The 22,216-nt window shown below is 61.7% G+C and carries 18 protein-coding genes; 13 read left to right on the plus strand and 5 right to left on the minus strand.

Going from position 1 to position 22,216, the window contains the following annotated elements; genetic code table 11:
* Nucleotides 1-566: 566 nt before the first annotated feature.
* On the minus strand, nucleotides 567-2,159 hold the full coding sequence (locus JJQ76_RS00635; protein WP_210394653.1) for an ABC-F family ATPase: 1,593 nt from the start codon (nucleotides 2,157-2,159) through the stop codon (nucleotides 567-569).
* Between the two features lie 190 nt (nucleotides 2,160-2,349).
* On the opposite strand from JJQ76_RS00635, the gene JJQ76_RS00640 reads away from it, so the two are divergent.
* The 7 genes from JJQ76_RS00640 to recD all read left to right on the plus strand — a co-directional run bounded on the left by JJQ76_RS00640 (nucleotide 2,350) and on the right by recD (nucleotide 14,432).
* Nucleotides 2,350-3,252, plus strand: coding sequence for a dienelactone hydrolase family protein (locus JJQ76_RS00640; RefSeq protein ID WP_210394654.1), 903 nt, complete (start codon nucleotides 2,350-2,352; stop codon nucleotides 3,250-3,252).
* Nucleotides 3,253-3,353: 101 nt separating this feature from the next.
* On the plus strand, nucleotides 3,354-3,683 hold the full coding sequence (locus JJQ76_RS00645; protein ID WP_210394655.1) for a hypothetical protein: 330 nt from the start codon (nucleotides 3,354-3,356) through the stop codon (nucleotides 3,681-3,683).
* A gap of 112 nt (nucleotides 3,684-3,795) precedes the next feature.
* Nucleotides 3,796-4,551, plus strand: a complete 756-nt coding sequence (locus JJQ76_RS00650) for a TSUP family transporter (RefSeq protein WP_210394656.1) — start codon at nucleotides 3,796-3,798, stop codon at nucleotides 4,549-4,551.
* Between the two features lie 127 nt (nucleotides 4,552-4,678).
* Nucleotides 4,679-4,951 carry an acyl-CoA-binding protein gene (locus JJQ76_RS00655; RefSeq protein ID WP_210394657.1) on the plus strand — a complete coding sequence of 91 codons (273 nt, stop codon included), beginning with the start codon at nucleotides 4,679-4,681 and terminating at the stop codon, nucleotides 4,949-4,951.
* A gap of 528 nt (nucleotides 4,952-5,479) precedes the next feature.
* The gene (recC, locus tag JJQ76_RS00660; RefSeq protein ID WP_210394658.1) at nucleotides 5,480-8,953 is read left to right on the plus strand and encodes an exodeoxyribonuclease V subunit gamma; all 3,474 of its coding nucleotides are present in this window, start codon (nucleotides 5,480-5,482) and stop codon (nucleotides 8,951-8,953) included.
* Nucleotides 8,950-12,525, plus strand: a complete 3,576-nt coding sequence (recB, locus tag JJQ76_RS00665; protein WP_210394659.1) for an exodeoxyribonuclease V subunit beta — start codon at nucleotides 8,950-8,952, stop codon at nucleotides 12,523-12,525. Before recC ends, recB begins: the two co-directional genes overlap by 4 nt.
* Nucleotides 12,525-14,432 carry an exodeoxyribonuclease V subunit alpha gene (gene recD / locus JJQ76_RS00670; protein ID WP_210394660.1) on the plus strand — a complete coding sequence of 636 codons (1,908 nt, stop codon included), beginning with the start codon at nucleotides 12,525-12,527 and terminating at the stop codon, nucleotides 14,430-14,432. Before recB ends, recD begins: the two co-directional genes overlap by 1 nt.
* Before the next feature lie 223 nt (nucleotides 14,433-14,655).
* Here the strand turns inward: recD and JJQ76_RS18055 are convergent, their stop codons facing one another.
* The 4 genes from JJQ76_RS18055 to JJQ76_RS00685 all read right to left on the minus strand — a co-directional run bounded on the left by JJQ76_RS18055 (nucleotide 14,656) and on the right by JJQ76_RS00685 (nucleotide 16,972).
* On the minus strand, nucleotides 14,656-14,781 hold the full coding sequence (locus JJQ76_RS18055) for a hypothetical protein (protein WP_281411925.1): 126 nt from the start codon (nucleotides 14,779-14,781) through the stop codon (nucleotides 14,656-14,658).
* A gap of 347 nt (nucleotides 14,782-15,128) precedes the next feature.
* Nucleotides 15,129-15,320 (minus strand): DUF3185 family protein, encoded by a 192-nt coding sequence (locus JJQ76_RS00675; protein WP_210394661.1) that lies wholly within the window; start codon nucleotides 15,318-15,320, stop codon nucleotides 15,129-15,131.
* Nucleotides 15,321-15,528: 208 nt separating this feature from the next.
* On the minus strand, nucleotides 15,529-16,533 hold the full coding sequence (locus JJQ76_RS00680; RefSeq protein ID WP_210394662.1) for a YeiH family protein: 1,005 nt from the start codon (nucleotides 16,531-16,533) through the stop codon (nucleotides 15,529-15,531).
* Nucleotides 16,534-16,606: 73 nt separating this feature from the next.
* Nucleotides 16,607-16,972 carry a hypothetical protein gene (locus JJQ76_RS00685; RefSeq protein WP_210394663.1) on the minus strand — a complete coding sequence of 122 codons (366 nt, stop codon included), beginning with the start codon at nucleotides 16,970-16,972 and terminating at the stop codon, nucleotides 16,607-16,609.
* 141 nt (nucleotides 16,973-17,113) lie between these two features.
* On the opposite strand from JJQ76_RS00685, the gene JJQ76_RS00690 reads away from it, so the two are divergent.
* From JJQ76_RS00690 to JJQ76_RS00715, 6 genes are all read left to right on the plus strand, one after another.
* Nucleotides 17,114-17,596, plus strand: a complete 483-nt coding sequence (locus JJQ76_RS00690) for a transcription elongation factor GreAB (RefSeq protein ID WP_210394664.1) — start codon at nucleotides 17,114-17,116, stop codon at nucleotides 17,594-17,596.
* 94 nt (nucleotides 17,597-17,690) lie between these two features.
* Nucleotides 17,691-18,269 (plus strand): nitroreductase family protein, encoded by a 579-nt coding sequence (locus JJQ76_RS00695; RefSeq protein ID WP_210394665.1) that lies wholly within the window; start codon nucleotides 17,691-17,693, stop codon nucleotides 18,267-18,269.
* A gap of 262 nt (nucleotides 18,270-18,531) precedes the next feature.
* Complete coding sequence (locus JJQ76_RS00700) at nucleotides 18,532-20,133, plus strand: PAS domain-containing sensor histidine kinase (protein WP_210394666.1); 1,602 nt, start codon at nucleotides 18,532-18,534, stop codon at nucleotides 20,131-20,133.
* Nucleotides 20,130-20,504, plus strand: a complete 375-nt coding sequence (locus JJQ76_RS00705; RefSeq protein ID WP_210394667.1) for a response regulator — start codon at nucleotides 20,130-20,132, stop codon at nucleotides 20,502-20,504. Before JJQ76_RS00700 ends, JJQ76_RS00705 begins: the two co-directional genes overlap by 4 nt.
* On the plus strand, nucleotides 20,497-21,711 hold the full coding sequence (locus tag JJQ76_RS00710; RefSeq protein ID WP_210394668.1) for a PP2C family protein-serine/threonine phosphatase: 1,215 nt from the start codon (nucleotides 20,497-20,499) through the stop codon (nucleotides 21,709-21,711). Before JJQ76_RS00705 ends, JJQ76_RS00710 begins: the two co-directional genes overlap by 8 nt.
* The gene (locus JJQ76_RS00715) at nucleotides 21,708-22,205 is read left to right on the plus strand and encodes an STAS domain-containing protein (protein ID WP_210394669.1); all 498 of its coding nucleotides are present in this window, start codon (nucleotides 21,708-21,710) and stop codon (nucleotides 22,203-22,205) included. Before JJQ76_RS00710 ends, JJQ76_RS00715 begins: the two co-directional genes overlap by 4 nt.
* Nucleotides 22,206-22,216: the final 11 nt, after the last annotated feature.

Raw genomic sequence — 22,216 nt, forward strand, 5'->3', positions numbered from 1 at the left:
TACGGGTCCACTGCGCGCGGCAACGGTGATTCTGGCGGATCGGACGGCACCTGCCTGTGCCGCAATCCGGCTCGGCATCCATGCCTCGCCCCGCGCTTTGCGCGGGCCTGATCGAATCCCCGTCGCCGTGCTCGTCGGCTCCAAAGGGGTTAAGTCGCAGCCGGGTTACCGCATTCTTACTCAAGCCAGAAAAGCAGATAACGGCACCCTGAGAGCGGCTGGCACCCCCGGCCCCTCGAAAGACGACGAGCACTGAATGCCCTTGAGGGTTTCAGCCCGCAGGGGCAAGGCCCGGATGGCCGCCGCCGCAACAGCATGGCCAGGGACGGCCATTCTGTTGTGCCCCTCAAGGGCGTTCAGCGCGCAGGTCCCGTAGGGCGGCTTTGTGGGCGAGTGTTTTTTGGTTACTTTTTGTCACGACGGACAAAAAGTGACCCGCCCGGGTGGGCGGAACAAAGACCATCTGATTGCAGTGGAAGGAGATTGAAACACCGTTTATAGAAGCAATCTCAGATATCCGCTCCGCGCCGCTTTCGGACATATGCTAAAGAGTGGAAGGGTCTAAATTACCCCTCCACTCCCTGGCTCTTCAGGTAGTCGTCGTAGCTGCCGTGGAAATCGTTGATTCCGGTCGGGGTCAGCTCAATGATGCGGGTCGCCAGCGAGGACACGAACTCGCGGTCGTGACTGACGAATATCAGCGTGCCCGGGTAGTTTTCCAGCGCCAGGTTGAGCGACTCGATCGACTCCATGTCCAGGTGGTTGGTGGGTTCGTCCAGCAATAGTACGTTGGGGCGCTGCAGCATCATTTTGCCGAACAGCATCCGTCCCTGCTCCCCCCCGGAGATCACCTTTACTGACTTATCGATCTCTTTTTGTGAGAACAGCAGCCGTCCGAGGGTGCCGCGGATGACCTGCTCGTCGTCACCCTCTTTACCCCACTGGCCCATCCACTCCAGCAGCGTTTTGTCCATCTCAAAGTCAGCGGCGTGATCCTGGGCGTAGTAGCCCATGGTGACGTTTTCGGACCACTTGATGCTGCCGGCGCTGGGTTCCAGATCGCCCACCAGGCAGCGCAGCAGGGTGGATTTGCCGATACCGTTGGGACCGATAACGGCGATCTTTTCGCCCACTTCGACCATCAGGTTGAGGCCGCTGAACAGTGCCTCGTCGTAGGACTTGCCCAGCCCTTCCACTTCCAGTGCCAGCCGGTGCAGTTTTTTCTCCTGCTCGAAGCGGATAAAGGGGTTCTGGCGGCTGGAGGGTTTGACCTCCTCCAACTGAATCTTGTCGATCTGCTTGGCGCGCGAGGTGGCCTGCTTGGACTTGGAGGCGTTGGCGGAGAAGCGGCTGACGAAGGTTCGCAGCTCGGCGATCTGGGCTTTTTTCTTGGCGTTATCCGCCAGCAGTCGTTCGCGCGCCTGAGTGGCAGCGGTCATGTATTCGTCGTAGGAACCGGTAAACACCCGCAGTTCGCCGTAGTCCAGATCCGCCATATGGGTGCACACGGCGTTCAGGAAGTGGCGGTCGTGGGAGATGATGATCATGGTGCAGTTACGCGCGTTGAGCACCCCCTCCAGCCAGTGGATGGTATGGATATCCAGGTTGTTGGTGGGCTCGTCCAGTAGCATGATATCGGGCTCGGAAAACAGCACCTGTGCCAGCAGCACCCGTAGCTTCCAGCCGGGGGCTACTTCGCTCATGGGCCCAAAATGCTGCTCCAGCGGGATGCCCACCCCCAGCAGCAGTTCACCGGCACGGGACTCGGCGGTGTAGCCGTCCATCTCGGCAAATTCGGCTTCCAGCTCGCCAGCGCGGATACCGTCGGCCTCGGTCATCTCCGCTTTGGCATAGATGGCATCACGCTCGGCCTTGACCGCCCACAACTCGTCGTGGCCCATGATCACGGTATCGACCACGCTGTACTGCTCGTAGGCGAACTGGTCCTGCTTCAGCTTGCCGATCCGTTCGTTCGGCCCCTTGGAGACATTGCCCGCGCTGGGTTCCAGGTCGCCTCCGAGAATTTTCATCAGGGTCGACTTGCCGCAGCCGTTGGCGCCGATCAGGCCGTAGCGGTTGCCATCGCCGAACTTGACGGAGACATTTTCGAACAGGGGTTTGGCGCCAAACTGGATGGCGAGATTAGCGGTTGTGAGCACAGTACATATCCGGAATGGGAGGGTTAACGCGGTACGCCCGGCGGGGCGATAGATCAAGAAGGCGAGCAGTATACACTTTATTGCTCGCTGGCTCATGGGATTCCGCCAGTGCGACAACGAAAGGCTGAGTGATTTGGTTGGTGTTAACTAGACTTTACCCATCACAACCAACAACCGTGACGAGGTGGTTATGCAGCCCCAACCTGTTCAGCCCGACAGTGTTATCCCGCAGGAGGCCTTTGACTGGTACGACGAATACGCCCATGGAGTGATCACCCGGCGCGAGTTCATGACCCGACTAACGGCGCTTACCGCGCTGGGATACAGCCTCGCCACGCTAACCGCTGCGCTGTTGCCCAACTATGCGCTGGCCGAGCAGGTGTCGTTCAACGATCCCGCTATCAAGGCCAGCTACGCCACCTTTGCCTCGCCGGAGGGGCACGGTGAGGGGCGCGGCTACTTGGTCGAGCCGGCGGGTTTGAGCGGCCCGGTGGGGGTGGTACTGGTGGTTCACGAGAACCGCGGCCTCAACCCCTATATCAAGGACGTGGCGCGGCGAGTGGCCAAGGCGGGGTTTATCGCCTTTGCCCCCGATGCGCTGCATACCCTCGGTGGTTATCCCGGTAACGACGATGAGGGTAGGGCACTGCAGAAATCGATGGACCGGGCCAAAATCGAAGCGGACTTTATCGCCGCGGCGCATTTTATTCATCAACACCGGCAGAGTAATGGCCGGCTGGGAGTCGTGGGCTTCTGCTTTGGCGGCTACATCACCAACATGCTGGTGGCTCGCGCTGCTGATCTGGTGGATGCCGGCGTACCCTTTTACGGCACTCCGGCGGCGAGGCCTTTGCGGCAGCAGATCAAGGCGCCGCTGCTGATCCATCTGGCCGAACTGGATCAGCGGGTGAACGCCACCTGGCCGGAGTATGAACAGGATCTCAAGGCGGGTAACAAAAACTACCAGATGCATATGTACCCCGGTGTCAATCACGGCTTTCATAACGACTCTACCGGACGCTATAACGAGGCAGCGGCGGAGCTGGCGTGGCAGCGTACGATGGCGTTTTTCAGTCAGCACCTGCAAGGCTGACAGCGGATCGTAAATGGTTGCCAGCGGGCGCGTCTCTTGACGCGCTCAGCGAACCGGCAGAGGATGCCTGCTCTGTTGGTAACGCTTAAGGATGAACCCGAATGGATCAGCCGCTTGAAACCCTCGCCGAGTATGCCAGTGAGGCCCATGCCCGTATCCAGCGTGATTTCGCCGCTTGCGACCCGGTTGTCGGCGTCAGCCGGCAGATGCGCGCACAGGGGTTTCCAGCCGATGTGATCACCCTCGATTGCATCAAAAGTGGCAAACGGATCATCCTGATTCTGCACGATCAGCAGCCTGATATCGTCAGCTATCAGTTCGCCCGTCGCGATGCCGAGGCCGGCGATGGATTTGATACCCTGCCGTTTGCACAGCTGGACGCTGACACTCTCTATCGCTGGATGCGTGATTATCTGGCCGGAGCGGGTTGAACAGGGTGCTGCGCGCCGCTGGCCTGGTGCCCGCCGGTGGCTGTCCTGCTGATGCCCCGGTTGGTCCTCAATCCTTTGACGACGCCCTCTTCACCAGCGTGATGGAAAACGGATGTTTGCCGAACTGACCCCTGAGCTGCTGCTGATGCTGTTTCTGGCCGGGTTGCTGGCCGGCAGCATCGACGCCATCGCCGGCGGTGGCGGCATGATAGCGCTGCCGGCGCTGCTGTTCGCCGGGCTGTCGCCGGCTGAAGCGCTGGCGACCAACAAGTTGCAGGGCAGTTTCGGCACCTTTTCGGCCAGCCTCTATTTTATTCGCCGTGGCTGGGTGGATCTGCGCCGTGTGCGCTGGATGATCGGCTCCACCTTTGTCGGTGCCGCGCTGGGCACCCTGCTGGTACAGCAGCTCGATCCCGGCATTCTGACGTCGGTGATCCCGCTGCTGTTGATCCTGATCGCACTCTACTTTCTGTTCTCACCGCAGGTGGGTGAAGAGGATGTACAGCGACGCATCGGCGAACTGGCTTTTGCCCTCACGGTCGGTTTCGGCGTGGGCTTTTATGACGGTTTTTTTGGTCCCGGCACCGGTTCCTTTTTTGCCATCGCCTTTGTCAGCCTACTAGGGTTCGGCCTCACCAAGGCCACGGCGCACACCAAAGTGCTGAACCTCACCAGTAATCTCGCCTCGCTGCTGTTCTTTATCGCTGGCGGGCAGGTGGTCTGGAGTCTGGGGCTGGTGATGGCGTTGGGGCAACTGCTTGGCGGACGGCTGGGGGCCTCGTTGGTGGTGCTGAAAGGTTCGCGGCTGATTCGCCCGCTGGTTGTCACTATCTGTGTGTTGATGAGCCTGAAACTGCTGCTGGGTTAGGCTGGTTGCATTGCTATCGGCGCAAGCAGTTTGGCCAGCGTTTGGTGGCGCTATTGTCACTGTGCCGGGTCTCGGCTCGCGCTAGCATCCGCTGATCCTGTTAACCCAACCATCCGGAGCCAACGCGATGACCGACCTGCAACAACGATTTCACGACTGTCTTGAATACGTCCGCACCGCTGATACCTCGGTGCCGCTAACCACGACGATGAAGCTGGAGATGTACGCGCTGTTCAAGCAGGCCACGGAGGGCGATATCAGTGGCAACAAACCGGGCATGACCGATCTGGTTAACCGCGCCAAGTACAACGCCTGGGAAGCCTGCAAGGGGCTTACCAGCAACGAGGCAATGAATCGTTACATTGAGCGGGTCGAGGGGATAAGGTTGGTTGTCGGCTGAGCCATGTGCGGTCGCGCCGCTGCGTTGTCTCAAGTGACGCCTGCTGGATGAGTGGGACGGCGTAAAAGTGACAAAACCATTCGCGTGACATAAGTCAATGTTATTGCTGTGGGCATCGCTAGAATGGCTCCATCGTTGTTTGAGCAGTTTTTAAACAGCAGGGACACACTAGCTTGAGGGTCATAGACAATGACAAAGCAACGACTGATGGTAATGACGTTTGTGGTTGGGTTTTTGCCAGCGCTGGTAACCGCGGGTATCGCGGTAGCGACAGGAACTGTCGGCTAGCGGCATCGCATCGCTTTTTCTCGATTCTGTTTATGGCGCGCCCTGGTGGCGCGCTTTTTTTTTGCCCGTTTTCTCCCCGCGTCGGTATGATCCGGCCGCAACCGGCGCCATTCTCCATCGGCACGGTCCCCAAGCTGTCCTTAAGCCCTTATACTGGCCAGTCATTTGTTCGTTGAGGCGATCGTCTTTCAAGACCATTGCCCATTAACACTATTGCCCTGTAAGACAAGGAAGTGCGGCATGCCCTCAGCCTCTGGCCAGATCACCCTTTATCCCGCCAACCGGTTGGAGGATCTGGCGCTGCTGCTGGAGCATGTACTGAGTCTCAACCCGGGCTCGGTGCTGGCGCCGAGCACGGTGATCGTCGAAAGTCAGGGGATGCAGCACTGGGTCAGCATGGCGCTGGCGGAATCCCGTGGCCTGTGCATGAATCTCGACTTTCCCATGCCCGGGGTGTTTCTGTGGCAGCTGGTGCGGCGGCTGCTGGGGCCGGAGCGGGTACCGCTGGAATCTCCCTACCAGCGTGAGGCGCTGGCATGGCGGATCGACCGGCTGCTGGCCAGTGAGCTCTGCATCGACGATGCCCGTTTTGACGAGGTTACCCGCTACTGGCGCAGCGAGACTGACGCTGATGTCCGTTGTGATGACCTCCTCAAGCGCTTCCAACTGGCCTCCAAGCAGGCCGACCTGTACGAGCAGTACCTGATGTTTCGTCCCGACTGGATCGAGGCCTGGGAGCAGGGGCAGAGCCCTGCCGGGTTGGACGACAACTGGCAGGCGGCGCTGTGGCGGTTGTTGGTGACCGAGAATCCTGATCATCCGGTGCGGCTGCAGCGCGAGGCGATCAGCGCGTTGGCCGCCCATGCCGACAAACTGCCGGCACAGATCTGCCTGTTTGCCATCAACACCCTGCCACCGGGTACGCTGCAGTTTTTCGATCAGTTAGCGCGCTATACCCAGGTGCACCTGTTTCATCTCAACCCCTGTGTTGCTTATTGGGGCGATCTGCAGGCCGAGAAACAGCAGGCCGCACAGCGGGCAGAGCAGGTGCGGCGTTGGCTGGCCTGTGTTGATCCGGAGTGCACCGATTCAGAACTGAGCGCTCAGCCGGAGCCGGCGGCCCTGCCCGGAGAACCCGGTAATCCGCTACTGGCCAATCTGGGCGGGCAGGGCAAAGAGTTCTTTGCCGCGCTGCAAGGGCTCGACAGCTGCGAGATCAGCGCCTTCGATCTGCCACCCAGCGAGCCGCAGCCCGATACCGGCGGCGAGCCGCCGAGCGTGCTGCAGCAGATCCAGCGCGACATTCTCACCCTCCATGATGCCCGTCCAGCGGACCCGACCGCCGTGGTGGAGCGGCAGGTGGACGACAGCATTACCCTCAGTGCCAGCCATAGTGCGCTGCGCGAACTGCAGGCGCTGCACGACTGGCTGCTGCACCGCTTCAACCAGGATCAGACCCTGACCCCGCGCGATGTGCTGGTGATGTGTCCGCAGGTGGAGCATTACGCCCCCTATATCAGCGCCGTATTCGACAGCGGCTTTTTCGCCAGCCGTGTAGAGGGCAGCGACCAGCCGCCCAAACTGCCGGTATCGATCACCGACCGCGCCCCGCGGGATGCTGAACCGCTGATCAGCAGCTTTCTCGAGCTGCTGACTCTGCCTGACAGCCGTTTTCAGGTGTCGCGCATTCTTGACCTGCTACGACTGCCTTCGTTGCAGGCACGCTTCGGTTTTAGCGCCGATGAACTCTCCACGCTGCAATGGTGGCTGAGTGAAGCGGGTATCCACTGGGGGCTGGATGCCGGGCATAAGGCGAACATGAGCGGAGCGGCCGAAAGCTCGGCCCTGTTCAGTTGGGACTGGGGGCTGCGCCGGCTATTGCTGGGCTTTGCCCGCAGCGACGAGGCCGAGCTGGTGGATCACCAATGGCTGCTGCCGCTGGTAGAGGGGGCCGATGCCATACTGCTGGGGCGGCTGATGCAGCTGTTGGAGCGACTGCAGCGCCACGCCCGCACCCTGGTCCAGCCGCGCACGCCGCAGGAGTGGGGACACTACCTGCGCGAGCTGCGTGATGCCTTCTTCAGCCCGGCTGATCCCGGCGGCGATGAGCGCGACGCCAGCGACGAGCTGGACAAGGCGATCAACCAACTGGTGAGCTGGACCGCGCTGGTGGCGTATGACCAGCCGCTGACGCTGGATGTAGTGCGCCACTACCTGAATCACCATCTTGGTATGCCCGATGGCAGCAATCGCTTTATGACCGGCCAGATCACTTTCTGCTCGCTGGAACCGATGCGTAGCGCACCCTTCCGGGTGATCGCCATCCTCGGCCTCAACGACGGCGAATACCCGCGCCAGCAGGTACCGTTCGGCTTTGACCTGATGGCGCAGACGCCCCGTCGTGCCGGTGATCGCTCGCGTCGCGGCGACGATCGTTACCTGTTCCTCGAAGCGCTGATCTGCACCCGCGAGAAGCTCTATCTCAGCTATCAAGGGGCCGACATCAAGAACAATAGCGAGCGCCAGCCCAGTCTGATACTGACCGAGCTGATGGATTACCTGCAGCGCGGATACGGCTGGCGCTTTGAGCCGGGAGCCGAACTGCAGCGTCAGCCTCTGCACCCCTTCAGTGCCGACAACTTCAGTGGCGATGAGCCCGGTTTCGATCATCGCTGGCAGCAGCTGAGCCAGCCGCGCGCCGCCCGTGACAACCGCATCCGGCTCGATCCGCCCGAGCAGCTGCTGGACGACGACGGGCTGCAGCCGCTGGAGCTGGAAGCACTGGTGCGCTTTTTCGACAACCCCTCGCGCGCCTTTGCCGAACAGCGACTGGGGCTGCGTCTGCAAAGCGACAATCCACGACTGGACGATGCCGAACCCTTTGACGCCGACGGTTTGACCGCTTTTCAGGCGCGTGAGCTGTTGCTCGGCGCGGCGCTCGGCGACGAACCGGAGCCGGCCAGCGCCGCGGTGCGCGAGATGCTCGCGGTATCGGGGCGTCTGCCCGACAGTCTGCGCGCGGCGCAGTTTGTTGACAGCTGGCAACAGCAGGCATCGACGTTGGCGGCGGAGCTGGAGTGTGCGGGGGTGGAAACTTTGCAGGTTCGGACGGCCGAACTGGTGCTTGACGGCGTGCGCTTGCGCGGGCAGCTACCGCTGGTCAGCGACGGGCCGGAGGAGCGGCAGCTGCTGCTGTGGCGGCCGGCGCGGACCAAAGCCAAGGATCAATGGCGGTTGTGGCTTTATCACCTGATGGCTCAGGCCGCGGGCCTGACCAGTTGCAGTCGCGGTATTTTCCTCGGCCCGGTGGATAAAAAAACCGGTGACGCGCAAGTGGAGACGCTGGCTCTCGGGCCGGTGGCCGACGCCCGGCTGTTACTGGAACAGTTGCTGGTGGTGTGGCGTGAAGGTCAGTGCGCGCCGCTGCTGCTGAACGCCAAACTGGGGCTGACGGTCTGCGCCAAACAGTACAAGACCAGCAACGGGGTGAGCAGGCCGCTGCCGGGGGATGAGCAGGCAACGGCGCGGCTCAAAGCCTGGAACGGCGAGTGGGCGGTGGGCTACTACGCCAGTCCCTACCAGGTGGGCAGTGATCCCTACGTGAGCTGGTTCTGGCCCGAGGGCGACAGCCTTGATAATTGGTGGGAGCAGCTTAAACCGGTCTATGACCCGGCCGTGGCCGCACTACTGGACGTTGCGGAGGGCGAGGTATGAACGGCGAGATTCAGGCCCGACTTGAGCCCGCAGAACTCACCCTGACAGGCCGTCAGCTGATTGAGGCCAGTGCCGGTACCGGCAAAACCTATAACATCACCCGGCTCTACATCCGCCTGCTGCTGGAGCGGCGATTGACGGTTCAGCAGCTGTTGGTGATGACCTTTACCAAGGCCGCCACCGAAGAGCTGCGTGGGCGGATCGACCGCGAGCTGCGTAACGCCGCTGCCCACTGGGGCCGGCTGGGAGAGAGTGACCCCTTCTTTGCGGCGATGGAACAGCGCCTGAGTGCGGCACAGGCGGTGCCGTTGCTGCAGAGTGCGCTGCTGCATCTGGATGAGGCGGCGATCTTCACCATCCACAGTTTCAGTGCCCGGGTGCTCAAGCAACATGCCCTGGCCAGTGCCATGCCGATGGAGCTGGAGATGGAGGCCGACACCAGCGCGCAGTTGTTGGAAGCGGTGCGCGACTGGCTGCGCGGCATCGCTCACGGTGGGCTGTATCAGCAGCTCAGCGAACGGGGCTGGCACACCCCGGAGGCCTTTATCCGCCTGTTTGGCAATGCCATCCGCTCCAGCGCCGAACTGCTGGCGGCGGAACCGGCGCAGCTTGTTCAGGCAGCGCTCACCATCAAACGGGATTATCGGACACAGCTGCTTGACCACGAGAGCGAGCTCTTCGCCGCCCTGATAGAGGGTCGCAATGATGCTGATGAGCGACAAGCAGAGTGGGTGGAGACTCTGGAATGGCTGGCTAACGATGATCTGAATAGCATTGCATCGGCTGCGAAGCGCTTCCTCCATGGCGGCCGATTCAATAGCCAGAAAGCACAACACCTAAAGCCGCTGCTTGAGCCCTTTAAAGAGTTGAAGAAAACGCTGCCTAAGCTCGCCGAGGCTGCCGAGCAGGCGACGATTTACCCCTATCTGCGCGAGGGTATCGCGGCGATTCGCAGCCGCTTTGCTGCCAGCAAGACCCAGCTGGGGCTGATGGATTTTGATGACCTGATCACCCTGTTGTCGCAGCGGGTGGTAAGCGACGCGGGGGCGCCACTGGTGGCGGCCATGCGCCAACAGTACCCGGTGGCGCTGGTGGACGAGTTTCAGGACACTGACCCGCACCAGTACGCCATTCTGGAGCGGGTCTACCGACCGCGCAGTGAAACGGTTGGCGACCACGCCAGCGCGGAAATCCAAAACAGCGCCACCGCCCTGTTTATGATCGGTGATCCCAAACAGGCGATCTACTCCTTCCGCGGCGGCGATATCTTTACCTACCTCAGCGCCCGCAACGGTGCCGACGACCAGTGGCAGATGGACACCAACTGGCGTTCGGTCCCGGCGATGGTGGCTGGGTATAACCGCCTGTTTCGTGGAGCGCCGGACGCGCAGCCGGCTGCACCGGTATTTGGATTCGGCATCGATTACCAACCGGTCAAGGCGGCCAGAGCCGCGCAGTCGTCGTTTGCGCACCTGATCGACCCGCTGCCGCCGGGAGAGCCGCCGCGTGCCGCACTCAACTATGTCTGGCTGACGCCGGCAGAGGGCGCCGATGGTGACAGCGTTACCGGGGAGTTTCGTCACTCGATCGCATCCTGGTGCTGCAGCGAAATCGACCGCTTGCTCAATAGTCCGGCGCGGCTGGGGACAGCGCCAACCGACTCCCGCGTGCTGCAGGAAAGCGACATCGCCATTCTGGTGCGCACCGGCACCGAGGCCGATGTCATGCAGCAGGCGTTGTTGCAGGCGGGTTATTCGTCAGTCTATCTGAGCGCGCGGGATAACATCTTTGACAGCCCCGAGGCGAGTGAGCTGGCGCTGGTGCTGCAGGGTATCCTGGCGCCGGAGCAAAGCGGCGCGCTGCTGGCCGCCTGTGCCACCAGCCTGCTGGGCGGTGATGCTAAGCGTCTGGCTTGCCTCAACGGCGACGCCGACGCGCTGGTGGCGATGCGCTATCGACTGATCGCTCTGCGCGAGCAGTGGCAGCGTGAAGGCTTTATCGCCATGATGATGGCGCTGATCCATGACCACCTCAACCCGCCGCCGACGCGCCACGAACGCTGCCTCACTAACCATATCCATCTGGCCGAACTGCTGCAGCAGGCGTCCGGCAACCTGCGTCACCCGCAGCAGCTGCTGGAGTGGTTGCACGACCAGGTTCAGGCCGCTGTCAGCGACACCCAGGCGGAGCTGCGGCTGGAGAGCGATGCCAACCTGATCCGCATCGTCACCCAGCATGGCTCCAAGGGGTTGGAATACCCGGTAGTGTTTGTCCCCTTTGCCAACTATCCCAAGGAACCGCTCAAGTTCGGCAACCGCAAACAGGAGTTTTTGAGTTATCACCACCCGGATAGCGGCGCTGCTCTGCAGATGATCGGGCGTACTCCCGAGGCCGAACAGCGCGCCACCGACGAAGCCTACGCGGAAGCGATCCGGCTGTTGTACGTCGCCGTTACCCGGGCTGAGCAGCGCTGCTATCTCTGTTGCGCGCCCTTCAACAACAGTGCCGCATCGCCGCTGGCGCGCGCGCTGGGGTGTGGCAGTCGCGTTGCGGGCGAGCCGAACTGGCCGCAGCTGCTGGCCGAACAGCTGGCTGGTGATTCCGAAGCCTGCGCTCTGATCAGCCTCCGCGCGGAGGGGTGGCCATCACCTCAAGGGCCGCAACGCGGCGATGGCTCACCACCGACCAACGTGGCACAGTTCAGCCGGCATATTGACCGCGACTGGCGCCTGAGTTCGTTCTCGGCCCTGACCCGTAACCTCGGTCACGCCCGCCGCGACCGCAAGGACCATGACGATGATCAGACCGGCGCGGCTGTGGTGGAGGTGGAGCTGCCACTGCGATTCCGGCTGCCCAAGGGCGCCCACGCCGGCAACCTGCTCCATGACGTGCTGGAGCACACCGACTTCAGCGCCCCGCGCTGGGCCGAGGTGTTGCGCGATCCGCTGCTCCGTTTTGGGCAGCTGGCCGAGACCGAACAGCCGTTGCTGCAACAGTGGCTGCAGGCCTGTGTCGAAACCGAACTGCCCGCCATCGGTGCGGGGACAGCGCTGAGGCTGGCGGAGCTGAACTGGCCGGCGACCCTGCGCGAAGCCGAGTTTTACTTTCCCCTCGGGGGGCTGAATCTGGATCAGCTGGCGCTGCTGCTGGCACGCCATCGCGGCACCGAATCAGCGCTGCAACTGCCGGGCAGCGCGCGCCTGCGCGGCATGATGCACGGTTTTATCGATCTGATCTTCGAACACCGGGGGCGCTATTACCTGGCGGATTACAAATCCACTCACTTGGGCAACAGCCTGACCGATTACGGTTATGCCGCCCTCAAAGCCAATAATGAAGCGCATTTCTACGACCTGCAGTACCTGATCTACGCGGTAGCACTGCATCGCTACCTGCGCGACCGGGTTGCCGATTACGACCCCGGCTGTCACTTTGGCGGGGTCTATTACCTCTACTTGCGGGGGATGCAGCCCGGTAGCGACAGCGGGGTGTTTCACTGCGCACTGGAACCGCCGTTGCTGAACGATCTGGATGCGCTCTTTGCCACCGGTTCATGGGAGGGGAACGGCTGATGTCGTCACTGGAAAATCTCGCCAGCCTCGATAGTGATCAATGTCTGGCCCGCTACGCGGAGCTGGAAGCGATCGACTTTTTTCTCGCCCGTGAACTGCAGACGCAATTGGGCGGTGAGCGCCCCGAGCGTTTTATGCTCTGGCTGGCGTTGCACTGGGCGTTGCGTCAGGGCCATAGCTGCCTCGACCTGGCCGCCGTAGCCGGCCAGACCCTGTGGGCGGGGGAGGGGCGCGACAGCGTGCCCAGACCCGGGTACCGCTTTGCCGAGCTGACCGCCCTGCAGGCTCAGCTGTCTGACCTTGAGCTGGGGCCTGAAGCTAACCAGCTGGTGGTACGTCAGCAGAACCGACTCTACCTGCGCCGTTACTGGTTGTTCGAGCAGGAGCTGGCACAGGCGCTCAACCAGCGCCTGGCACCGCTGGCGCTGAGCGCCGACCAGCAAGCGGCGGCCGCGCAGACGATCCGCCAGCTGTTCCCCCACTGTCCGGCGGCGAGCGGGCAGGCGGTGAGCCAGCCTCAGGCCTCTGCAGCGATAGACTGGCAGGCGGTGGCGGTGGCGAACGCGGTGGAGCGCCGTTTCTGCGTGCTTTCCGGCGGCCCCGGTACCGGTAAGACCTATACCGTTGCTCGCATGCTGGCGACGCTGCAGGCGGTGGCCGCTGGTGGACTGCGGATCATGATGGCGGCACCCACCGGTAAGGCCAAACAGCGGTTGCAGGAATCGATCGCTGCGGCCAAGGCGCAACTGGCGCACACCGGTATCGACGCCGCCCTGCTGGCCGCGATTCCCGAACAGGCGCACACCCTGCATGGCCTGCTGGGGGTGCGGCCCAACAGCACCGCGCTACGCCACGATGCCGCCAACCCGCTGGCGGTGGATCTGTTGCTGATCGACGAAGCCTCGATGGTGGATCTGCCGATGATGACCCGGCTGTTGCGCGCGCTGCCGGGCGAAGCACGGCTGGTGCTGGTGGGTGATGCCAACCAACTGCCCTCCATCGCCGTCGGCTCGGTATTGTCCGATCTGGCGCCGCTGCCGCACCAGGGCTACAGCGCCACAGCGGCGGAGGCGATTGCCCGCTACTGTGGTTACCGGGTGCCGCCGGCTGCGGCAACACCGCCGCAGGACCACGTCTGTCTGCTGCGCCACAGCCACCGCTTCGACGGCAGCGGCGGTATCGGCCAACTGGCAGAGGCGACCATCGCCCTCGACGCAGACAGCAGTTGGCCTCTGCTGCAGAGTGCAGTCAGCAGTGCCCCCGCCACTGACAGCGGCCAGCTCGGCTATCTGCCCCCAGCGTCGCTGGAGCGCTGGCTGGACGCAGCGGTGGAGCACTACTACCGCCCCATCGCCAGCGCGCCCGATCTGGCCAACGCCTTCCGGCGATTGGCGGCTTTTCGGGTGTTGGTGCCCACCCGGGTGGGCGACTGGGGGGTGGAAGCACTGAATTTGCGGATTGAAGCGCAGCTGGCGCACAGCGGGGCAGCGATCCGCTCCGGCCATCACTACCATGGCCGGCCGATCATGATCACCCGCAATCATCCGGGGCTGGGGGTGTTCAATGGTGACGTGGGGTTGGTGTGGCGCAACGACCGGGGCGAGCTGGACGCTTGTTTCGAGCAGGCCGACGGCATCCGGCGCCTGAATCTGGGGCTGCTGCCGGAGGTGGAGCCGGTGTACGCCATGACTATCCACAAAACCCAGGGTTCCGAGTTTGGCCATGTGGCCCTGCTGCTGTCGGATCATGCGGCGCGGCTGCTGAGCCCTGAGCTGATCTACACCGGCATCACCCGCGCCAAAACCCGCTGCGTGGTGGCCACCAGCGAACGCCTCTGGCGCGATGCTTTGGCCCAACGGGCGGAGCGCTGGTCGGGCCTGGCTGAGGCGCTCAGGGAACCGCGCTAGACTGTCCTGGTTTCTGTCTTCGACCAGGCGGGGCGGCTAGCCGCCCGTTATGCCGGTTGCAGTAACAGCAGCGCCAACACGAACAGCGCGTAACCTGAGGCCACGCAGATGATGGTTCGGGTTGATAGTGCATAGGGATGATGGTCATGCATGGGTTTGATCATCCTTCTCCATTGCTACAGCCTGATGACAGCAGCAGGCCGCTGGCCGCGCGCTGGTCGTCTCAGACCGTTGTTGCCAGCATCCAGCCAATGTCAGAGCTGAACATGCCGGCCGCGGTGATGACCAAGGCAATGACGGAAATAACGGTGTCGCGCAGCTGAACAGGCGTGTCGTTGATCGGTTTCATCGCACTCTCTCCTCATTAACTTCAGGTGGCTCGGGCTGATCTCATTCAGGCCCGATAAGGCTCAGTCTGCGCTGACGAAGCTGAAATCAACCTTAAACGAGGCGACCGCACGCTATTGGAGGCTGGAATAGATCTTGGTGAGGCAGGAGAGGGCCGATTCCGGAACGCTGTACAGCGACAGCAACCCGGCGAACGACATCTCTTTGTCACTGCATTGGTCGGACGCGGTTATGCGACAGGCTCGCGAACCTTCAGAGGGGAGGCTTATCGCCTATGAAACGCATAAAGCACCGGAGGTTACGTCGCCCGGTGCACTGACGTGGTCTGTGCTGATTTTTACCTAAAGCTCATTTGATCTTTAATATGCCTAAAACGATGCATATACCCCCACCAATCATGCCAAGCCAAGCTTCGATTGGGGTATCCCCACTGAGCGCTCTGGTAACGTGAGAGCTTGCAGAGTCATAAACGTCATAACCCCAAACGGCCAAAGCAACACCTATCACGCTAAGAATGATCCCAATAGTTCTATTTTTCATCGCAGTAAGTCCCTTATAAACGTATGCACTCTGGATTATTTCATACCATCTCGATCACGGGCCGAGTGCTGCCGTGTCTGACAAACTGGTCTGTTTTTAAGATAGGTGCAGATAAGCTGAACTTGTAACCCGCTGAGCAGTGGTGTGCAGGCCGATGGCTCTGTGTGAGTGGCTCCCGGGGCCCAGCAGCAGCCCTCAATCAATAGCTTTACAACAACTTAATCAACAGCAGCACAAACAGAAACAAAAACAGCGTTTCACTCACCATCAATGCCAGCGGGCGCAGTCCCACTGCGGCCAGCTCCTTGAGTTGGGTTTTCAGCCCCAGCGCGGCGATGGCGGTGACCAGGCACCAGTTGGAGAGTTCGATCAGCAGGCCGCGCAGGGCCGGGGTAAGCAGGCCGAGGCTGTTGAGCGCCACCATGGCGGTAAAGCCGAGGATAAACCAGGGAATATTGCTGCCGGCTTGCTCGGCGGTATCATCGCTGCGGCCAACCCAAACCGCCAGCAGGAGCATCACCGGCACCAGCATCGCCACCCGCAGCAGTTTGATCACTGAGGAGAGGTCGCCGACCTCGTCGGAGATCAGATAACCTGCGCCAATCACCTGGGCCACATCGTGGATGGTGCCGCCGAGCAGCACCGAGGTTTCGCGGGTGTCCAGCGCCAGCCAGTTGGCCAGGATTGGGTAGACAATCATGGCGAGAGTGCTGAGGGCGGTGACGCTCACCACAGTAAAGATGGTGTCGCGGTCGCTGACCTTGCCCTTTTTCAGTACCGCGCTGATCGCCAGCGCCGCCGAGGCACCGCAGATCGCCACCGCACCGCCGGTGAGAATGCCGAACCCACGGCTCTGGCCGAACCAGCGGCTTACCAGCCAGCCGAACAGCAGGGTGGCGGCCACGCCGCTGACCACAATCAACACCGGGGTGGGGCCGAACGCCTGGATCTGCTCCAGCGTCAGCCGCGCGCCGAGCAGGGCCACGCCAAACCGGAGTATGGCGCGGCCGCTGTACTCGATCCCCTCATGGCAGCGGCTTTCCAGATAGAGGAAGTGCAGCGCCATGCCGATCAGCAGCGCAAACAGCATCACCGGACCGCCGTAGTGCTCCGACAGGAACCGTGCTGCCATCGCCACCACCAGACAGGCGGCGATGCCGGGGCCGATCTGGCGCGACTGCTGCCGGTAGCGATGGAGGGTGCGGCTGAGCATTACCAAACCTCGGCGGGCGGACGTTGAGGGCGAAACACGATGTGGCTCGTTGGCGGGCCTGTGTCAGTAGGGATTACTGTGCGGGCTTGACGCTCGCCTGCTCCACCAAGGTGGGGTAGAAGTAGCCCATGCCGAAATCGGTATCCAGCTTGACGGTGCCGGTGGCGGTCACGGTGTCGCCTACCTCGGTACTGTCCTGGGAGGTAAAGATCACCCGGTCGTAGGTGGCGTTGGCGCTGTCGTCCTGCACGTGAACAAAGTTGCGGCGCATCACGCCGTTGTTCACTTTGATCACCTTGCCGGTAACGCTGATCTGCTGGCCCGCCAGTTCGGTGCGTTTGGCGTGCAGTTCGGCCACGGTGACCGATTCGGCGGCCAGGGCAAGGGTGCTGAGAGAGCTAATGGCCAAAGTGGCGAGGGTGGTTTTAACGAGGTTCATAACGGCTTCCTTGTGAGTGATGCGTTGTTCTACCACATCAGGCCCGATAAGGCATGTGCGGCGGCATAATTGCGCCCTTGATCGCTTGTCAGCCGGCGGCTGTTTGAATTAGCCTGCCGCTTTCAAACCGGCGGTTACCTCATGGATAAACCTTTTTTGATCGACGGCCTGCGCCGCCACCTGCAGGCGGAGCTGACCACGCTGCTGCAGGCCAGCGATCAGGCCCACCAATCCGCTACCCATAGCGAAAGCAAGGCAGAGAACAAGTACGACACCCGTGGTCTGGAAGCAGCCTATCTGGCTCACGGCCTGTCGGTACGGGTGGCGCAGCTGCACGAGGCGGTGGCCGCGGTGGCCCAGTGGACGCCGCCGGCATTCGGCGATGGTGACAGGGTGGCGTTGGGCGCGCTGGTGACGCTGGAAGATGAGCAGGGGAACACCCGCCGCATCCTGCTGGCCGAACACGGTGGCGGCGCGCGGCTGGAGAGTCCGGCCGGTATGGTGGCGGTGGTAACGCTCGCTGCCCCCCTGGGGCGGGCGCTGAAAGGGCGGGAGCTGGACGACGAGATTCAGCTGGAGATCGCGGGCAAGCCGGTTCGCTATACCCTGGTCGCGCTGGCCTGATTGGCTGGCAGCGGCGTGGTTGCCTATGCTGGAACAGGTTGCCGGGTGCTCGCTGCAAACGGCAGCGCTCGTCTGACTACTTGAGGGACTGCCCGTGACCTTGCCCAATCCTTACGATTATCGCGATCCTTTTGCCGGGGTCAGCCCGTTGTTTGTGGAGCGCTGGTCACCGCGCGCGTTTGACTCTACGCCGATCGATCCGGACACCCTGCAGCGGGTGATGGACGCGGCGCGCTGGTCTCCCTCCTGCTTCAATGAACAGCCCTGGCGTTTTCATACCGCCACGGATGCAACCTTTGATCAGTTTGTGGAGCTGTTGCAGGAGGGCAATCGTGGCTGGGCGCAGCATGCCGGGGTGATTGGCTTTCTCAGTGTACTTACCCGCTTTCGCCATAACGGCAAAGCCAACGCCAGCGCAGAGCTGGATTGCGGCGCGGCGTGGATGGCAATGAGTCTGCAGGCGCGCATGGAGGGGCTTTATACCCACGCCATGGCCGGTATCGATCATGCTGCCGCCGATCGTTACTTTGGCCTCGATGGCGAGCAGCAGCGGGTGCTGATTGGCTTTGTGATCGGCTACCCGGCCGATCGCGGCCAGCTGCCCGACAATCTGCGCCAGCGGGAACAGCCCTCAGCGCGCAAGCCGCTGGCAGAGATCTGGCAACGTTACTGAGCCTGCCGTCGTGCGGGCTCGTTCGCATCACGTCACATCAGGTTTCCGGGGCGGTTTTGTCCGCTCTCTCATGATGCGGTGCACATCATTTTTTATCCGCTTATCTGGCTGATAGTAAATCATTTATTTGCCTGTTCCTGGCGGTCTTCTCGCACAAATCATTGACCATGGTTAAAATAACCTAGTCAAACACTCGGATTTGTATTTTAATGGTTTCACTGCCGCAGCGAGCGGCTTTGCCGTTATAGGAGGTAGGTCCAGCTTGAAGGATTTCTCCAGCCCCGCAGCACGTGTTCGTTTCTGGAACGACGATCCGCGCGTCAAAGCCATTGTTGGTAGCGCTGCCGACGGCATTATCGGCATCGATACCCGCGGCATGATCGAGATGTTCAATCCCGCGGCCGAGAAACTATTTGGCTATAACGCCGACGATGTCATCGGCCGCAACGTCAAATATCTGGCCGCTCCGGAATACCAGCGCGACCACGACCAGTATCTGCGTAACTATCTTGAAAGTGCCACGGCCAAGGTGATCGGCATCGGCCGCGAGGTCAAGGGTCAGCGAAAAGACGGGTCTCTGTTCCCCATGTACCTCTCAGTGGGGGAGATCAAGATCGACGGTTTTCATGGTTTCGTGGGCATTGCGCACGACCTCAGTGCCCTGCATGCTGCTCGGCAGCAGCTGGCGGTCACTGGAGAGCTGCTGCAAAACATTATCGATTCCATGCCCTCCATCATCATCGGCGTCGACGCTGAAGGACATATCACCCACTGGAATCAACTGGCAGCAGCCGAGCCTCGCCTGGCGCAACCGCTAGAGGTGGGGCAGCGTATCGACCAGTGCTATCCCCACCTGACCAACCAGCTGTCTCGTATCGAGACCGCCATTCTGGAGCAGCGAACCCTGGTCAGCCAGCGGATTTCGGTACCGCGTGATGGCGAAGTAGGCTACGTGGATGTGATGGTGTATCCGCTGGCTCAAGGGGCGAGCGCCGGTGCGGTGATCCGTATTGACGACATCACCGAGCGGGTGCGGATTGAAGAGATGATGATCCAGACCGAAAAGATGATGTCCGTAGGTGGGCTGGCGGCGGGTATGGCCCATGAGATCAACAACCCGCTCGGTATTATTGCTCAGGGCTGCCAGAACCTGACCCGGCGTTTGTCGGCCGAGTTACCGCAGAACCGCCAGTTGGCCGATGAGCTGGGGCTCGACCTGGCTCTGGTTGAACGCTACATGGAGCAACGCGGTATTCATCGCTTTATCGACGGTATCAGCGAGGGGGTGGCTCGGGCGTCGCAGATCATCGCCGACATGCTCACCTACAGCCGCCGCAGCGCTTCTTCGTTCGAACCTACCAGTCTGGTGGGGTTGGTGGAAACCACCCTGCGCCTGGCCAGCCACGACTACGACCTCAAACGCAACTATGACTTCCGTAAAATCCGGGTTCTGCGAGAGGTGGCGCTGAGTGACGACGAGATCTGGTGTGACCGCACTGCCATTGAACAGGTGCTACTCAATCTGATTCGCAACGCAGCGCAGGCGATGAGCCGCGGCGAGCAGCAGCGCACGCCGCAGCTGACGATCCGGCTGTCCGACGATGGCCCCTATATCCGGGTGGAACTGGCTGACAATGGCCCTGGCATGGATGGAGAGACCCGCAAGCGGATTTTTGAACCCTTTTTCACCACCAAACCGGTGGGCGAGGGCACTGGGCTGGGACTGTCGGTCGCCTATTTTATCGTTCATGAACAGCATCGCGGTTCGCTGCGGGTGGAGAGCGCACCGGGTCGCGGCAGCTGCTTTGTGATGCGGCTGCCGCGCGCGCCCCATACCAGTAGCTCCCAGGAGGCATCTTCGTGAGCCCTCGGGTGCTGATCATCGATGATGAGCCGGCCCTCTGCGCCGGACTCAGCAGCTTTTTGGAGGACGAAGGCATCGGCGTGCAGATTGCCGCCAGTGGTGCCGAGGCTTTAGCGCTGGCGGAGCAGAACAACGGCTTACAGCTGTGCATTTTGGACATGCGCTTGCCCGATATCGACGGTAATCAATTGGCGCTGCGTCTGCATCAACTGGATCCCTCGCTACGATTTCTGATCCATACCGGGTCCGCAGCCTACAGCCCGCCAGATTCCCTGCAGCGGCTCGGTATCAGTGAGCGGGATGTCTTCAGTAAACCGCTGCTGGATATGGGGCTGCTGGTTGACGCCATTAAAAGGTTGCTCCATGACTGAGCACTGCAGCGGTGCGCGCATCATGGTGATTGAGGATGAAGCCGCGGTTCGCTTTAATCTGGTCAGCTACCTGGAAGACTGCGGTTTCCGGGTCGCCGAGTATGACGATGGCGATACCGCACTAGCGGCGGTGGCCGTATCGCCCCCTGATCTGGTGCTGACCGATCTGTGGATGCCGGGCCTTAATGGTCAGGCGGTGGTCTCTGCGTTACAGCAGCGCTTTCCCGACCTGCCGGTGATCGTGGTGTCGGGCACCGGCGTGCTGAGTGATGCAGTGGAGGCGTTGCGCCGTGGGGCGTGGGATTTCGTCGCTAAGCCGATTGTTGATATGGCAGTGCTGGAACATGCCATCACCGCCGCGCTGGAGAAAGCCGGCCTGCGGCGCCAGAATCGGCGTTACCAGGCGCAGCTGGAGCAGGCTAATGCTGAACTGAGCGACTACCTGCAGCAGCTGGAACTGGATGCTGACGCTGGTCGGCAGATGCAGCAACAGCTGATGCCTGCGCCCCGCAGCCAACTGGGCGCATACAGTTTTGAACGCTGCCTGCTGCCGTCACTGCATTTGAGCGGAGATTTTGTTGATTATTTCGTAATTGATCCGCGTTACTGCGGCTTCTATCTGGCTGACGTTTCCGGCCACGGCGTGTCCTCGGCGCTGGTCACCGTGTTACTGCACAGTTATCTTCACCGCCTGCGAGACGCCTATCGGCTGGAGCGCGATGACACCCTGTTGGAACCAACTCGGGTGTTGGGTTCTCTTAATCACTATCTGCGTCAACAGGGTCTGGATAAGTACCTCACCATTTTTTACGGCGTTATCGATGGTGACAGCGGCGAGTTGCGCGGCTGCAACGGTGGCCAGTTGCCGGAACCGGTGTTCGCTGATGTCGAGGGAGACGCGGCGTTTCTGGCGGGAAGCAATCTGCCGGTGGGGTTGATGGATGAGGTCAGTTACGAGCCGGTGTCGCTCTGCTTTAATCGCGGTTCGTTGCTGCTCTGCTCTGATGGCGTGCTGGAACTGCTGCCGGAGGCGACCCTGTCTGCCAAACGACAGCGGTTGCTGGCGGTGGCGGCGTCGGCACCGCAAAGCGTGGAACAGGTACTGCAGCAGCTGGAGATCGAACCCGGCGAGCGTTACCCGGATGACGTGACCCTGCTGCTGATTCGCAACGAGGGTGGCCCCACGGCGACCAGGAGTCCGACATGAGCGATGGAAGAATCGAGGTGGCCGAGCGCGATGGCGTGCATGTGGTGCGTTTGGTGGGGGATATCCGCTTTACGATCAGTCATGCCCTCAACCAGTGGCTCGATCAGGTGCTGGCCGACCCTGATACCGGGCAGATTCTGATCGATATGACGCCTACCACGGCGATCGACAGTACCAATCTGGGTGTGTTGGCGCGCATCGCCCGCCATGCCCGCGAACAGGGCCAGCCGGCGCCGGTGATCGTGGTGCCCGACCCAAGTCTGATCGAACTGCTACGCTGTATCTGTTTTGATCAACTGTTCACCCTGCTGGATTCGGCCGACTACAGCGCCGGCCGTCTGACCGAACTGCTCCCCGTTGAAGCTGACGAAGCGTCCACCCTGGCGCTGGTGCTGGAGGCTCACCAGCGTCTGAGCGCTATCGATCAGCGTAACCGGGACAGCTTTGAAGAGCTGATCTCGCTGTTGACGCAGCAGGCGCAGAACACCGATTAGGTCGCCGTTGT

This window comes from Motiliproteus sediminis (assembly GCF_017912535.1).
GTDB classification, from domain to species: domain Bacteria; phylum Pseudomonadota; class Gammaproteobacteria; order Pseudomonadales; family Balneatricaceae; genus Motiliproteus; species Motiliproteus sediminis.

What these genes read in the sequence shown, in the direction of transcription:
- JJQ76_RS00645 (WP_210394655.1), top strand. Translation starts at nt 3,354, where the DNA reads ATGGATCAGCCGCTTGAAACCCTCGCCGAGTATGCCAGTGAGGCCCAT.
- recC (WP_210394658.1), top strand. Translation starts at nt 5,480, where the DNA reads ATGCCCTCAGCCTCTGGCCAGATCACCCTTTATCCCGCCAACCGGTTG.
- JJQ76_RS00690 (WP_210394664.1), top strand. Translation starts at nt 17,114, where the DNA reads ATGGATAAACCTTTTTTGATCGACGGCCTGCGCCGCCACCTGCAGGCG.
- JJQ76_RS00680 (WP_210394662.1), bottom strand. Translation starts at nt 16,533, where the DNA reads ATGCTCAGCCGCACCCTCCATCGCTACCGGCAGCAGTCGCGCCAGATC.
- JJQ76_RS18055 (WP_281411925.1), bottom strand. Translation starts at nt 14,781, where the DNA reads ATGAAACCGATCAACGACACGCCTGTTCAGCTGCGCGACACCGTTATT.
- JJQ76_RS00710 (WP_210394668.1), top strand. Translation starts at nt 20,497, where the DNA reads ATGACTGAGCACTGCAGCGGTGCGCGCATCATGGTGATTGAGGATGAA.
- JJQ76_RS00675 (WP_210394661.1), bottom strand. Translation starts at nt 15,320, where the DNA reads ATGAAAAATAGAACTATTGGGATCATTCTTAGCGTGATAGGTGTTGCT.
- JJQ76_RS00650 (WP_210394656.1), top strand. Translation starts at nt 3,796, where the DNA reads ATGTTTGCCGAACTGACCCCTGAGCTGCTGCTGATGCTGTTTCTGGCC.
- JJQ76_RS00655 (WP_210394657.1), top strand. Translation starts at nt 4,679, where the DNA reads ATGACCGACCTGCAACAACGATTTCACGACTGTCTTGAATACGTCCGC.
- JJQ76_RS00715 (WP_210394669.1), top strand. Translation starts at nt 21,708, where the DNA reads ATGAGCGATGGAAGAATCGAGGTGGCCGAGCGCGATGGCGTGCATGTG.
- recD (WP_210394660.1), top strand. Translation starts at nt 12,525, where the DNA reads ATGTCGTCACTGGAAAATCTCGCCAGCCTCGATAGTGATCAATGTCTG.
- JJQ76_RS00685 (WP_210394663.1), bottom strand. Translation starts at nt 16,972, where the DNA reads ATGAACCTCGTTAAAACCACCCTCGCCACTTTGGCCATTAGCTCTCTC.
- recB (WP_210394659.1), top strand. Translation starts at nt 8,950, where the DNA reads ATGAACGGCGAGATTCAGGCCCGACTTGAGCCCGCAGAACTCACCCTG.
- JJQ76_RS00640 (WP_210394654.1), top strand. Translation starts at nt 2,350, where the DNA reads ATGCAGCCCCAACCTGTTCAGCCCGACAGTGTTATCCCGCAGGAGGCC.